Origin of the sequence: Nocardioides flavescens (assembly GCF_009823805.1) — a bacterium.
Classification (GTDB): Bacteria; Actinomycetota; Actinomycetes; order Propionibacteriales; family Nocardioidaceae; genus Nocardioides; species Nocardioides flavescens.
In genome coordinates this window covers 192,591-206,082 of record NZ_WUEK01000003.1, presented here as the reverse complement: position 1 = coordinate 206,082, position 13,492 = coordinate 192,591, and the positions used below count along the sequence as shown (strand labels likewise).

General features: G+C 67.9%; 13 protein-coding genes and 1 tRNA gene. 4 read left to right on the top strand and 10 right to left on the bottom strand.

Annotation, left to right across the window (positions count from 1 at the left end; genetic code table 11):
- Nucleotides 1-406: 406 nt before the first annotated feature.
- Together GRQ65_RS23855 and GRQ65_RS06095 are read right to left on the bottom strand one after the other, a co-directional pair.
- Nucleotides 407-1,924 (bottom strand): glycosyltransferase family 61 protein, encoded by a 1,518-nt coding sequence (locus GRQ65_RS23855; protein ID WP_337191521.1) that lies wholly within the window; start codon nt 1,922-1,924, stop codon nt 407-409.
- Nucleotides 1,925-2,862: 938 nt separating this feature from the next.
- Nucleotides 2,863-3,750 (bottom strand): endonuclease/exonuclease/phosphatase family protein, encoded by an 888-nt coding sequence (locus GRQ65_RS06095; RefSeq protein WP_160876226.1) that lies wholly within the window; start codon nt 3,748-3,750, stop codon nt 2,863-2,865.
- 706 nt (nt 3,751-4,456) lie between these two features.
- Between GRQ65_RS06095 and GRQ65_RS06090 the strand changes: the two genes are divergently transcribed.
- The gene (locus GRQ65_RS06090; protein WP_160876224.1) at nt 4,457-5,422 is read left to right on the top strand and encodes a zinc metalloprotease; all 966 of its coding nucleotides are present in this window, start codon (nt 4,457-4,459) and stop codon (nt 5,420-5,422) included.
- Between the two features lie 434 nt (nt 5,423-5,856).
- Here the strand turns inward: GRQ65_RS06090 and GRQ65_RS06085 are convergent, their stop codons facing one another.
- Nucleotides 5,857-6,156 carry an Lsr2 family DNA-binding protein gene (locus GRQ65_RS06085; protein ID WP_337191520.1) on the bottom strand — a complete coding sequence of 100 codons (300 nt, stop codon included), beginning with the start codon at nt 6,154-6,156 and terminating at the stop codon, nt 5,857-5,859.
- Nucleotides 6,157-6,240: 84 nt separating this feature from the next.
- On the opposite strand from GRQ65_RS06085, the gene GRQ65_RS06080 reads away from it, so the two are divergent.
- Nucleotides 6,241-7,452, top strand: coding sequence for an integrase core domain-containing protein (locus GRQ65_RS06080; protein ID WP_160876222.1), 1,212 nt, complete (start codon nt 6,241-6,243; stop codon nt 7,450-7,452).
- Between the two features lie 61 nt (nt 7,453-7,513).
- Here GRQ65_RS06080 and GRQ65_RS06075 read toward each other — a convergent pair.
- The 4 genes from GRQ65_RS06075 to GRQ65_RS06060 form a co-directional block, all read right to left on the bottom strand.
- A tRNA-Ser gene (locus GRQ65_RS06075) sits at nt 7,514-7,600 on the bottom strand.
- 50 nt (nt 7,601-7,650) lie between these two features.
- Nucleotides 7,651-8,964 (bottom strand): hypothetical protein, encoded by a 1,314-nt coding sequence (locus tag GRQ65_RS06070; RefSeq protein ID WP_160876220.1) that lies wholly within the window; start codon nt 8,962-8,964, stop codon nt 7,651-7,653.
- A 116-nt stretch (nt 8,965-9,080) separates the two neighbouring features.
- A complete protein-coding gene (locus GRQ65_RS06065) occupies nt 9,081-9,536 on the bottom strand; it encodes a nucleoside deaminase (protein ID WP_337191519.1) in 456 nt (151 codons plus the stop codon).
- 15 nt (nt 9,537-9,551) lie between these two features.
- A complete protein-coding gene (locus GRQ65_RS06060; RefSeq protein WP_160876218.1) occupies nt 9,552-10,058 on the bottom strand; it encodes a tRNA adenosine deaminase-associated protein in 507 nt (168 codons plus the stop codon).
- Between the two features lie 114 nt (nt 10,059-10,172).
- Here GRQ65_RS06060 and GRQ65_RS06055 point away from each other — a divergent pair, with 114 nt between their 5' ends.
- Together GRQ65_RS06055 and upp are read left to right on the top strand one after the other, a co-directional pair.
- The gene (locus GRQ65_RS06055) at nt 10,173-10,988 is read left to right on the top strand and encodes a LamG domain-containing protein (RefSeq protein ID WP_160876216.1); all 816 of its coding nucleotides are present in this window, start codon (nt 10,173-10,175) and stop codon (nt 10,986-10,988) included.
- A 10-nt stretch (nt 10,989-10,998) separates the two neighbouring features.
- A complete protein-coding gene (gene upp, locus GRQ65_RS06050) occupies nt 10,999-11,640 on the top strand; it encodes a uracil phosphoribosyltransferase (protein WP_160876214.1) in 642 nt (213 codons plus the stop codon).
- On the opposite strand, the gene GRQ65_RS06045 is transcribed toward upp, so the two are convergent.
- From GRQ65_RS06045 to thpR, 3 genes are read right to left on the bottom strand one after another with little or no spacing between them, the layout of a single operon-like run.
- Nucleotides 11,622-12,047 (bottom strand): NAD(P)(+) transhydrogenase (Re/Si-specific) subunit beta, encoded by a 426-nt coding sequence (locus GRQ65_RS06045; protein WP_160876212.1) that lies wholly within the window; start codon nt 12,045-12,047, stop codon nt 11,622-11,624. The two genes, upp and GRQ65_RS06045, sit on opposite strands and share 19 nt — an antisense overlap.
- Nucleotides 12,035-12,883, bottom strand: coding sequence for an NAD(P)-dependent oxidoreductase (locus tag GRQ65_RS23850; protein ID WP_160876210.1), 849 nt, complete (start codon nt 12,881-12,883; stop codon nt 12,035-12,037). The genes GRQ65_RS06045 and GRQ65_RS23850 overlap by 13 nt, the downstream gene beginning before the upstream one ends.
- An 18-nt stretch (nt 12,884-12,901) precedes the next feature.
- The gene (thpR, locus tag GRQ65_RS06035) at nt 12,902-13,468 is read right to left on the bottom strand and encodes an RNA 2',3'-cyclic phosphodiesterase (protein ID WP_202387736.1); all 567 of its coding nucleotides are present in this window, start codon (nt 13,466-13,468) and stop codon (nt 12,902-12,904) included.
- Nucleotides 13,469-13,492 lie beyond the last annotated feature (24 nt).

Below are 13,492 nucleotides of genomic sequence, written 5' to 3'. Positions count from 1 at the left end.
GTCCCGAAAAGCAGCTCTGAGGCGTTCCACGTCCTCTGGCCGTGCTCGGTCGAGATCCTCGGACGAGAGGACGAGCGTCCCTGCTCCACGACGTCTCGCCCTCTCGAGGATCCGCGCGAGTCCACTCCCGTCGTGCCCAGCGAGTGTCGCGCGGAGCCGCGCCGCTTCGAGATCTGGCGCTCGACCCGAGATGAAGTCAGTGAGCAGTGGACGCAGCACTGCGTGGTGGCCAGGAGCCCCTCCGCGACCGACCGCTGGGTACCACACCTCACGCCCGTCCGAGTACGAGGCCCGCCAGGCGTTCTGGATGGTGGTCGTCCCGGATTTGTGGAGTCCCGCATGAAGAACGACCCGCACAGCGCGCTACCTTAGCTCAACGGACGTGATGGCCCGTCTTGTTGCAGGACTAGGAGAGCGATCGCCGTGCGAACGCACCGTCGCGAGCCAGATCGAACCGGAAGTTCGAGTGGAACGCCTCGCGTGAGAACTGACCCGACCTCCGCTTGACCTGAGCGTCGCACACCACCACCGACAGCTGGTGACCCAGCAGTGCAGACAACATGTACTCGTTGTGCGCCGGATACGACTCGGAACAGAAGAGCACCACTCGCTTGCTTCCGCCCGCCAGCGCGATGCTGAACATCTGACTACCCGCATATCCGGCGATCACGTCAGCGGCTCTCACCATCCGGGCCTGGTCGGACAATGAGAAGTCCTCGGGACAGATGATCAAGAACCCGAACTCGTCCACGAGGCGTTCGACCTCTGCTGAGTTGACGCACTCGCGTTTCGATCCTCGGCGGCTCAGGAATATTCGTCGAGGTGTGTCGGTCAGACCACTGTTGGCACTCAACTCAGTGCCGATGCGGTCGTAGACAGTTCTCAGCTCAGGATGGACGAACGCGGGCCTGCTGAACATCGGCGTGGTACCAACGAGCCGTTCGACTCTGTGCGGCTGCCGCAACACGGTGATCTCGTCCTCCGTCGGTCCGCCTGCCGTGAGGAGTTCTGTCTGCCATCGCTCGAGTCGGCCACTCTCGGTGAACACGAGCGCTCTGAGCTCGGGATGTTCTGCCTTGGCATGTGCCCATCCCCACATGTGAGAGACCTGCTCACTCATCAAGTGTCCGAAATGATGGCTCATGAGGTTGTCGAGATGGAAATACGTTCCCTTCAGAACAGGCACGTCCTCCAGCGGATCTGGTTTCATCACGAAGTCGGTCCCGAGGTTCCGCAGACTCACATTGCGCTGTCGACGGGTCTCGACCGTGGTGAAGCTCTCCGGGAGGACGAGGTGTCCGGAGATGGCAACCTGGCGTGGCATGACGACGACGTCGGTGTACGCACGCAGGAACATGTCGGGCACTACGTAGTCTCGCGGCATCGGGTTCGCGTCGAGGGGCCGACTCGTCCTCGTCTCGGACTCGACGTGCCAGCGCTGGCCGGGGATGGACGTCAGGACAGTGCCGTTCTCTGGATTCTCCTGCAGGAGATTCGTCATCTCGTGGTCTCTGACCACCGCGAGCGCACTGATGTTGCAGCGGAGGAACATGTGGGTCCCGTCAGCACGCGCGATCCACTCTGCGTGCAGCTGGAGGGCCGCCTGACGCGAAACCCTGCGAGCTGGTTGCAGGGCAACGTCCTCCTGCTCCGCGAACAGCTTCTCCAGTTTTCGGACTGTCCCCGCATGCTGGGGCAGCACGTAGACGCCACCGCGGTCGAGGTGGAAGAACAACTGCTCGAACCGCCGAAAGCTGCGTGCCGCGACGAAGTCGATCACTGCATCGAACGGTCCGACCGCGGAGAGCACGAGGTGCAGTTCCCGCTCGGACTCCTCTGCATCCACCAGGACCACCCAGACGTCGTCCAAACTGCCCAGGGCCGAACGCATCCTCTTGGTCAGACGGCCGTCCGGAGTGATCACGGCTATCCGGCGGAGGGATACGGCAGCCGCAGCTGAGACCCGAGTCAGCAGGGGAGCTTCATCCGGGCCGTCGACGGGCCGTTCCGCTGAGGGTAGTTCTCTTGCACGATGCCGGAGTTTTCGCCCAAGACGCACCGCGTCACCCACTTTCACGTACGTGCGGAGCACTGACCGACGGCAGAGGAGCGCATTCCGTGGGCACCATCTCGAGGCGTCGACACGGTTGCCATGAGTGCCTGCGTACTGAGCCTTTCGTCTGGCACCACTGCAACGACGTGACCGTGCGGGCCCACCCGTCTGGCCGTCACACCTTCGTCTTCGAGAACGGCGATCAGGTGATCCTCCACCACGATTGCCTCCCAGCGTGCCCAGCGCTCGGGCCACGCGCCTGCGTCGTCCGATCTTACCCGGGGGTTCTGCGCGACCAGAACTGGTAGGTCGCCTGTTCGAGAACCACCGTGAGCTCGAGCGCCATGGCGCGATCCGGCGAGGGGCGACCGAGTCTAGGACCGTCACACCCTCAGGTGCGTTCCGAAGCCACGCGGCCTCCTGCGCCGCAGCTGAATCAAACCAGTCTGGGAGTTCGTAGTTCGACCTGGGCTCCGGCCTTTCGAGGTACGAGCGTGGCTCTGATCTCCAAGCTCCGAGCAGGCCTGCAGACGCCGAATCCAAGCCAAAGTCCGACCGGACCTGTTGAGTCTTCGCAACACTTCGGTGTCCCGCCCGAGAGACAAGTTACGCGGCGGCGCCGGCAGCGTCGTGACATCGGGAAGCCTTAGGACGATTGCGACTGATTGCGCAAGGTTCGGTTCGAAAGGGGAGGTGCGCCGCAGACCGGCCATGACTCGGGAGCGCCCGTGCTGGCTAGAAACTGGTGGGTGGGGTGAGGCGCCGCACCTTTTGTGATTCGGTGCGACGCCTCGCTGCGGGAAGCCGGTTTATTGGTTCTTGATCGTGCCGGTTCCCTGGTAGGAGCGATGATCCGAGCACGTGATGGAGTTGTAGGAAGCGCCCAAGGATCCGGGGTTTACGAGATTGGTGGACATGAAGACATAGTCGTACTTTCGATTCCAATCTGACGAGCAGTCAGCACGCTTTGTGGGATTCGGGTTGGCGTAGTCGGCGTCGTAGAACTGACCTGATCCGTTGTTGGCGGCAAACTTTTTGATGGTTGCACTTGCCGGTGGCGCGTTGAAGTCACCCATGATTACAACCCTGAACCCATTGCTGATCCAGTTGGCGGCTTTGTTTGCGATGAACGCGGCTTGAGCTTCGCGTGTGTCATCGCCCCCTTCGAAACCGGCAATGAGGTGAGTACTGCAGGCTCGGAACTTCTTGTTCTTCGTGAAGTCCACGCAAATCATGCCCCAGCCATCGTTATTGGCCGACCCAGGGAGCCAAAACCTCTGCACGTTGCTCTGAGGATACTCGGCTCGGACGGCGATCGCATTTCCATGGCTGCCACAGTTCTTGGTCTTAGTGCCCATGTATTCGATGGTGTAACCGTTGGCGCCGCCGCGAGCCCACCCGTTCTTCTGACTCTCGCAAACTTCCTGCATTGCCACGACGTCCGGCGCAGTGTTGTCTATCCAGCTGTAGACGCCGCCAAACGGGTTGGTCGCGCCACCGCCGTCGCCCGCAATGTTGTGCGTCGCGGCAATGATCTTACCGTTATTGACGCGTTTTGTTGCACTCGCACTTTGGTGCGCGGCCGCGTTGCCCGTGTCCTGCGCCGAAACCATCGCCGCCGAGGTCGCCGGCTGGGTCACTACCGCCCCCAGCCCGACGCCCAGGCCAATAAGGGTCGTTAACAGCTTACGTTTCATGGCGACTCCAATGCTGTCAGTACGAACGCTGGTGCACCCGTGTTTCCGCTGAGATACGGTAGGGGCGAATATCGCCAACCGCAAGCGAACGTACCAGAATGTGTCGCAAGCCTTGACTTCCTTCGGGAATAGTCGTTTGATCCGCGACGGGATGTCAGGTGAATGCTTGCAAGATCCATTTCTCATTTCAACGAATTCGCCTCGACAGGCACTTCGTTTCGCGCAGGCGGGTGCGGGGTCACGACGTGAGCTGGGGCCATCGAAAGTAGGGCGGAGCCACGCACACAGGCGGAGGTCAAGCATCGACGACGCCCGACCCCCGCTAGCAGTTCGCTACTGAAGAGGCTCCTCCCAGCGTTCCAGGTGTTCGGGCCAAGCACCTGCGTTGTCCGGTCGTACCCGGAAGTTCTGGCGCTTGTCGGTCGATGGGTACGGACACACGAGAACACCCTATTCAGTTTGAGTCGTTCTCGGGACGCGTCGGGGACCCCTTGCTCAGACTTCGAGCTCTGTCGGTTGACGCAATCACCTTATGAATACGTCCGCACGGGAACGCTCGTAGAGCGAGCTAGCAGACTTGACCAATCCGCGTCAATGACCCGACGCCAAGCCCCATCGAACCATTTTCCGCTCGATGCAGTCGTTGATTGGATGTCATCACAGCATCTTGAGAGGGATGGGTATGGGTTTTCGGAGCACCGCCTGTGTGGCGGTGGTTGTCATTGCAACCTCGATAGGCGTCTCCGGCTTCGCTGCGGCGGCCGGTAACGACGAGATGGTTGGAGCCTGTGGGGTCGTAAGTGAAGGCGTCATCGACGTCGGCGACGTTCCGGAAGGCACTGATGTCGTGGAGTGTGATCTGACGGGGCGGCAGCTCGACCTCGGCGAAGTCGTGCTGGCGATCCCCGAGCCGGGGAATGGACTTGGCGTCTCAGGCGAGTATCACGATGGGGACTCGATGGATGCGGAGGTCGCGACCGCGATCGACGGAACCATCACATACGAGGCGAGCGCTAGTGAGGCGATTGGCTCAGGTGGACCCAGTCCGTCCTATAGCCAGAATGGCTGCGACACGAACTACCTCGGTGCCCTGAAAGTCTGGCGTCTGGGCGGAGCTTTCAACTTTCGCATCGGAGATGGCGGGCAGCCAGGCGGCGGAACTCAGGCACAGACCGAGGCGGCAGTCGATCGGGCCGGCTATGTGTGGAAGAACGAAACATCCCCGTGCTTCACGAATGACGGGTCTAGCGCTCCTCTCATGCAAGCCATTGGCACAACCACCTATGAATCCGACTTCACCGTGGTGAACGGCGAAAGCACCTGTGGGGCTCGAGACGGCGTCAGCACAATCGACGCGGGCAACTTGGACGGAGGCTACGTCGCGATGAACTGCACTTGGTACAACAGCAGCAACGTCGTGTTCGAGTCGGACATCCGTTTCAATACCGCCGATGACGACTTCACCTACACGCCTGGCAGCGGCTGCTCAACGCAGTACGATGTCGACTCTGTGATGACTCATGAGATGGGTCATACGCTGGGGATGAAGGACAAGACCGGAGCTGAGAACTCGTGGCAGACGATGTACGGGACGAGCTTCCCATGCAAGGCCTTCGCGCGTAACCTCGGACGGTCCGACGTTCGACACCTGCGCGCCGCTTACCCCGGGTAGCGATCAAGGTCATGGGGCCGCGACAGGGTGGCCCCATGACTGTTCGCGAGGATCATTTCCGGAGATGACGTGAAGCCCAAGATTAGTGCTGTAACCGGTCTTGTTGTCGGCGCGTGCCTTCTCTTCTCCTCGTGTGGCCCCGAAGCGGGCCAATCTGGGAATTCAAACTCTTGTTCGCCACGCGTTGAGTTTGAAGGAGTCACCTACGTGCCCGCTAGTCGAGACGTCATGGACCGAGTGAAGCCCGGAAAGGTCGTTGGCGAAGCCGCCGCACTCGGGTGCGGGAAGGACAGTGATGTCGTCGGTCCCGCCGAGTTCGAGGTACGGCGGGCCCGCGGAAGAGGGTCTGGCGAGTTCATCTATGTTGCCGAGCCGTACGGGCTCATGCAGGTCGCCGACGGGTAGCCCCCTCCGGAGTGCGCCGATGCTGGGGTTCAGTGTGCGGCGTCGTACGCCTCGCGCACCGAGGCAGGAATGCGGCCACGCTCCGACACCTCGAGCTTGTTCTCCCGCGCCCATTCCCGCAGTTCCTTTGCGGAGGGTCCGGACTGGCTACGAGCAGTGCAGGCGAGGTCTTCATCGCAGCCGCTTCTCAGACCGGTACCGCGGAAGGCCGCCAGGGCCGACCTGAGGCGTTGCCCTCGCATGGAGGACGGCAGAACCCCCGCCATGCTTTCGCTCGACGGGGGTTCCAACGTGACAACTTCGGCGGTGGCGGTGGTGTGCTGGCTCACGACATCGGCGACAGGTGTCTCGCGACATCGGCGACACGAGTCTCAGGTGATCGGCGACAGCTGTGAGCGGCGTCAGGCTCGGCCATGTCAAAGGCGCGTCTGGTCATCACCGCCCTGTTCGTCGAGGGTCTGAGCCCTTCCGAGGTCGCTGGCCGCTACGGCGTGCACCGCGCCTGGGTCTACAGGCTCAAAGCCCGCTACGAGGCCGAGGGTGACGCCGCGCTCGAACCCCGGTCACGGGCCCCGAAGACCAACCCCAACGCCACACCGACGGCCACGGTCGACCTCATCCTGCGTCTGCGCAGCCACCTGCGCGACAGCGGACTCGACGCCGGCGCGGACACCATCGACTGGCACCCGCGCCACCGCCACGACCTCGTCGTCTCACGCGCCACGATCAACCGGATCCTCGTGCGTGCCGGCACAGTCACCCCCGACCCGTCCAAGCGGCCCAAGGCCTCCTACATCCGTTTCCAAGCCGACCAGCCCAACGAGACCTGGCAGTCCGACTTCACCCACTACCGGCTCGCTCGCCCCGACGGCAGCCCAAGACAAGACGTCGAGGTCATCACCTGGCTCGACGACTGCTCGCGCTACGTCCTGCATCTCAGCGCCCACCCGCGCATCACCGCACCGATCGTGCTGGCCACCTTCCGCCACGCCGCTGACCAGCACGGATACCCGCCATCCACACTGACCGACAACGGCATGGTCTACACCGTGCGATTCGCTGGCGGGAAGGGCGGACGCAGCCAACTCGAGCACGAGCTGCGCCGCCTGGGCATCGTGCAGAAGAACTCCCGACCCAACCACCCCACCACCTGCGGCAAGGTCGAACGGTTCCAGCAGACGATGAAGAAGTGGCTGCGCGGCCAGCCCGTCCAGCCCACCACGATCGCCGACCTCGACACGATGCTGACCGCCTTCGCGCAGGAGTACAACCACCGCCGGCCCCACCGCTCGCTACCCCACCAGGCGACCCCGGCGACGGTCTACAACGCTCTTCCCAAAGCCGCCCCCGGCGCCGACCGCAGCTCAGACACCCACGCCCGGGTACGCCACGACACCATCGACGCATCTGGCTGCGTCACCCTGCGCCACAACGGCCGGCTCCTCCACATCGGCATCGGCCGGACCCACGCCCGAACCCGCGTCATCCTGCTCGTCGCCGACCTAGAGATCAGAGTCGTCAACGCCGCCACCGGCGAACTCCTCCGCGAGCTCACCCTCGACCCCACACGCGACTACCAACCCACCGGAGCACCCAAAGGACCCACCCGAACAACCCCGAAATGAACAACACCCGGACCTGCAACCGCAGGTCCGGGTGTCGCCGATGTCCTGAGACATCACACGGCGGTGGCGGTGGGATTTGAACCCACGGTGGGTTTGACCCCACACATCATTTCGAGTGATGCACCTTCGGCCGCTCGGACACGCCACCGCGGGAGAGCGTACCGGAGGGGCGGGGTGGGGTCGAAATCGCTCCCGGACCTACGGCGCGGGGGTCGGCTCCGGCTCGACCACGGCGCTGGCAGCCGCGTCGGCAGGGGTCTCCTGAGACTGCGACTCGGCCGGCGACGGCGCTTGCGACGGGGCCGCGGACGGCTCCTGGGAATGTTGCTGGGCGGGCTGCTCGCTCGACTGCACCTGCTCCTGCGACTGCTGCTCGGACTGCTCCGAGTGCTGCTGCGACGGCTGCGCGGAGGCCTGGTCGGACGGTTGCGAAGAAGGCTGGTCGGAGGACTGCTCAGAGGGCTGGACCGACTGCGGCGACGGCTCGTCGGACGGGCGGGTGGTGCCGGCGTCAGCGACGCGGACGAGCACACTGCCGGAGACGCTGCCCTCGGCGAGGGGGCGGTCGACGAAGCGCCAGCGGTACTCCGTGTCCTCCTGCGGACGCACGGTCGCCGAGACAGTGCCGCCGTCGACCTGGGCCACGGCGGCCTGGGTCCAGCGGCCGCCGCCGGCGCGACGCTGTTCGAGCACCATCGTCGCGAACGGCAGCTGGTCGCCGGTGCCGGTGCGCAGGAGGCCGGTCAGCCGCACGGGCGCGCCCGCGGCGGAGCGGGCGGCCCCGGCCGGCGAGTCGACGCCGATGGTCACGGAGGTGCGCAGCCCCTCGACGTCGTACGTCGTCACGGCGCCGGGGGTGCCGATGCGCAGCGCGTCCATGCGGAACGGCGTGCCGTCGCAGCCGAAGCCGAGCGAGTAGAGGCCGGGCCCGTCGCCGCCGTGGGCCGCGGCGAACTCCGCGACCGTGGCCGGACCGCCCGGGGCGGTGGCGACGAGGGCGCTGGTGGTCTGCGAGTACTGGCGCCAGGTGTAGGCCCGACCGACGGCGCTGACGCTCTGCCAGGCACCGCCGGGGGTGCTGAGGTCGGCGCGGCCGAGCCAGATCAGGTCGGTCCCGGCGTCGGCGGGCGCCTGGTAGCCGACGTAGGAGACCCCCGTGGCGCGGGCGTCGGCGCGCACCGAGAGGGAGGCGACGGTGGTCGAGAGCACGGACGGCACGGTGTAGACGGCGACCGCGGCGCTGCCGCCGGCGAGGTCGAAGCCGAGGCTGCGCGAGCCGAGGACCGAGCCTCCGGGGCCCGGGCCGATCATCGGCGTGAGGGTGTCGCCGCCGCGGTGGAAGAGGTCGTCACAGCCGACGTAGCCCAGCTGCGCACGGGCCGGGTCGGGGAAGGCCGTGCCCTGCACCGTGACCGTCGAGTCGGCGTACGCCGGCACCCCGGTCGCGACCGCCGAGGCGCAGGCCACCACGGCGCCGAGGGCGCCACCGATCACGACACGTCCGAGACTCACCGGAGCATTCTCCCCCGACGCTTCCCCGTTGGGAGTCACCCGGGTGGGTCATCGCGTGAACAGGTGGTGACCACTCGGGGTCTGGCCCGTTCGAGCATCGCGGCCAGCGGTCCCGGTCACCGGTGCTGGGCGAAGAACGCGTCGAGCAGGGCGGCCGACTCCTCCGCGCGGACGCCGGCCCGCACGTCGGGGCGGTGGTTGAGCCGCCGGTCGCGCACGACGTCCCACAGGCTGCCGACGGCGCCGGCCTTGGGGTCGTGGGCGCCGAAGACGATCCCGGACACCCGGGCGAGCACGGCCGCGCCGGCGCACATGGTGCACGGCTCGAGCGTGACCACGAGCGTGCAGCCGTCGAGCCGCCACTCGCCGCGCGCGCGGGCCGCGGCCCGCAGGGCGACGACCTCGGCGTGGCCGGTGGGGTCGGCATCGGCCTCGCGGACGTTGCGGCCGGTGCCGACCACCACGCCGTCGGCGTCGAGCACCACGGCGCCGATCGGGACGTCACCGGTCGAGAGCGCAGCGCGCGCCTCGTCGAGCGCCGCCCCCATGGCGGCGTCCCAGTCGGAGCTCACAGGTCAGGTCACGGCTCAGACGGGCCGCGGATCGAGCGAGCCGTCGAGCGAGTCGTCGAGCACCTCGTCGAAGAGGTCGGCGAACCCCAGCTCGCCCGCGATCTCGTAGAGCGCGTCCTCGGGGACCAGCTCCTCGTCGTCGAGCAGCTCGCCGAGGTCGTCCGCCGGCACCCCGAGGTCGACCAGCAGGGCGAGGTCACCGGCCGGGGCGGGCTCGTCGTCCTCGTCGGGGTCGGGGAGACCGAGGTGCTCGACGACCGAGCTGGCCAGCTCCCACTCCTCGGCGGCGGTGACGTCGGAGAGCAGCACCCGGGTGCCGGCGCCGACCACCCGCACGAGCACGAAGAAGTCCTCGTCGACCGAGACCATCGCCAGGGCTCCGTCGTCGCCCGGGAGCCGCTGGAGGGCGGCCGCGATGGCGTCCACGTCGCCGAGGTGGTCGTGCGACAGCTCCTCGAGCTGCCACTCACCGCTCTCCCGGAACGCCGCCAGGGCGAAGTCGATGCCGTCGTCGTCGGCCACCGTTCCAGCGTGGCAGAGGGCGCCCCGTCGGACCAGGGGATTCGCTGAGGCGTTCGGCACCCGTCTCTGCCGCCGAGTCGACCGGAGCCGGATCTCTGCCTATGGTCGATGCCCATGTTCCGTGACTGGGCCTCCCGCACCGCCGCTCTCGCCTCCGCCGGCGCCCTGGTGCTGACGCTGGGCGCACCCGCCTCGACCTCCCAGGCGCTGCCCGCCGATCCGCCCGGCCCGATCCACGCCGGCAACACCTTCGGCTGGTACGGCAACGGCGGGCTGGTCTACGACGAGACGTTCGTGGGGCCGCTCAACCGCAAGCGCTGGCACGTCGAGGGCCCGGGCAAGGTCCGCAACCAGCACGGCATGCTCACGCTCAACACCGCTGGCCGTGGCACCGTCTCTGCGCAGATGACGATCCCCGGCCGCGCGTACGGCCGCTGGGAGACGCGCCTGCGGCAGCGGCAGTACGGCAACAAGCACACGCCGTACCGGGTGCTGACCGAGCTCGTGCCGGTCACCGACGAGGGCGAGGGCTGCGGCGAGCAGAACATCGCGCTCAACAAGTTCACGATGGGCGGCAAGGTCGTCACCGGCTACGTCCGCAGCCGCCCCACCAATCTGTTCCAGAGCAAGGTCAATCGTGGCCTGGGCCAGGACCAGTGGCACGTCTACGCCGTCGAGGTCACCAAGAAGCGCATCTCGTGGTTCGTCGACTCCAAGGTCATCTACAGCGAGACCCGGCCCGCGGCGCTGACCGGGCGCAAGTTCCAGGTGCGGTTCACAATGGAGGCCGTGCCGGGCAAGAAGATGACTCGCGCCCGCATGCAGATGGACTGGCTGCGCTACTGGACGCTCCAGGCCAAGAACGAGCGCTCGACCAAGGCGCCCGAGGCGAGGCAGACCACCTACACCCAGTCGTGCCTGGACAAGTAGGTTGCGGTCCGTGCGCACCCACGTCGTCGACCACCCGCTCGTCGCCCACAAGCTGACCGCGCTGCGCGACGTCGGCACCGACTCCCCGACGTTCCGCCGGCTCGCCGACGAGCTCGTGACGCTGCTCGCCTACGAGGCGACGCGAGAGGTGCGGGTCGAGCCGCACGACATCGCGACCCCGGTCTCGCCCACCACGGGCGTGCGGCTCGCGACCCCCAAGCCGCTGGTCGTGCCGATCCTGCGCGCCGGGCTCGGGATGCTCGACGGGATGATGCGGCTCCTGCCGACGGCCGAGGTCGGCTTCCTCGGCATGATGCGCAACGAGGAGACCCTCGAGGCGATCACCTACGCCGAGCGGCTGCCCGACGACCTCGCCGGGCGCCAGTGCTACGTGCTCGACCCGATGCTCGCGACCGGCGGCACGTTGGCTGCGGCCATCAAGTTCCTCACGGACCGCGGCGCCGACCACATCACCGCGATCTGCCTGCTCGCCGCGCCCGAGGGCTGCGAGCGGGTCGAGAAGGACCTCGCCGGCCTCGACGTGCCGGTCACCGTCGTCACCGCGGCGCTCGACGAGCGGCTCAACGAGAAGGGCTACATCGTGCCCGGGCTCGGCGACGCCGGCGACCGCCTCTACGGCGTGGTGGGCTGAAGCTTTCTCAGTACCTCGCCCGCGTCGCCGCGCAGCAGCGTCGTGCGCGGGTCGCCGAGCACCGGCGCCTGGGTGCCGTCGAACGACGGCCCGCCGTCGGTGACGGCGACCAGCCGCTCCGGGCTGAGCTCCAGCCAGGTCAGCACGTCGTTGGCGCCGACGGCCAGCACCGTCGCGCCACGCAGGTCGTGCTCCGGCCCGACCCGGCGCTCCCACGGCACGCCCGCCAGGTCCAGCAGCAGGTCGAGGTGGCCCGGGTAGCGCCCCGCCAACGGGTGCACGAGGTGGACCCACGTGTCGCCGTACGCCGCGTCGAGGGCGCGCAGCGCGTGGTGGGCCTGCGCCGCCGCAAGACCGAAGCCCGGGACGACCACCGCGCCGGTCAGGTCCGGGGTCAGGTCCGGCACGCGGCCACCACCTCGTCGTCCGGATCGCGGGTGAGCAGGGCGACGAACGCCGCGACGTGGGCGGAGTAGAGCCGCGAGGCGGTCGCCGGGCGCGCCGCCGCGGCGTCGGGTCCACCGCGCCACGCGACCGGCCCGTCGACGTTGCCGCCCGCGACGTCGACGACGACCGACCCCGGCCGCATCGCGGCGACCTGCGCGGCGGTGACCAGCAGCGGCACCGGCTGACCGACAGAGCGCGCGGTGGTCACGAGCAGGTCGGCCTCGCGCACGCGGTCGGCGACCTCGTCGGCCGCGACGTACGACGCACCGAGGGACGCGACCTCCGCGGCGCAGCTCGGCCGCACGTCGTGGGCGGCGACGCGCACGCCGAGGCGCACGAGCGTGCCGATCGCCTCGAGCCCGGCGACGCCGCTTCCGAGCACGAGCGCGTCGGCCGGGCCGAGGGTGCCCGCGGACGTCGAGTGCCGCCCGAGCAGGCCGTCCCACCGCGCGGCCGCGACCAGCGCGCCGTGGTGACCGGCGACCAGCGCCTGGGACGTGACGGCGTCGACGACCTGGGCCCGCCCGGTGCGGGGCACGCGTTCGAGGACGTAGGTCGCCGGGGCTCGCAGGGCTAGGGTCGGCGCAGCCGCCTCGACGGGCAGGACGGAGACGACCAGGTCGGCGTCGTCGCGTGTGCCGAGCCTTGCGCCGGCGGCGACGTAGGCCGCGTCGGGGTGCAGCTCGGTGAGCCCCTCCTCGATGACGACCTCGTGGCAGAGTGCGACCAGCGCGGGCACGTCGGCGGGCACCAGCGCGACCCGGGGATCGGGCTCGCGCGCGACGACGATCCTCACCGCTGGGTCACCGCTGGGTCACGGCTCCGACAGCGCGAGCGTCTCGACCACCTCGTGGCGCGGGCGGCCCCGCGGCCCCTCACCGAGGTGGGAGTGGACGAGCGCGATCTCGTCGGCGCGCCACCAGGGCCCGGCGTAGGAGTCCAGCAGCCGCACCCAGTTGGTGACGTCGTGCGGGTAGCGGGGGCGACCCACGGTCAGGTGAGGCCGGAACCGTGCACCGTCCGTCGGCGCACCCGCCCGGTTGGCCGCCGCCCGGGCCCCGGCCGCGAGGAGGTCGAGCTCGTCGGCGGCTGTGTCGTCCTCGGTCTCGAGCCCGGCCCAGACGACCTTGGCCTGTGCGACGTCCGGGAACGCCCCGCCGCCCGCGATCCGGCAGTCGAAGGCCGTCCGCTTGGCCGCCGCCCGCTCGAGCCGCTCGACGAGGTCGTCGTAGGCGCGCTCCGGCACGTCGGCGCAGAACGCCAGGGTGAGGTGCACCTGGTCGGGCGCCGACCAGCGCAGGTCACCAGCGTCCCGTCGTACGTCGAGGAAGGAGTCGAGGTGCGCCCGCGCCTCCTCCGTCGGCACCAGCGCCACGAACATCCGCACTCGGTGAGCCTAGGCGGC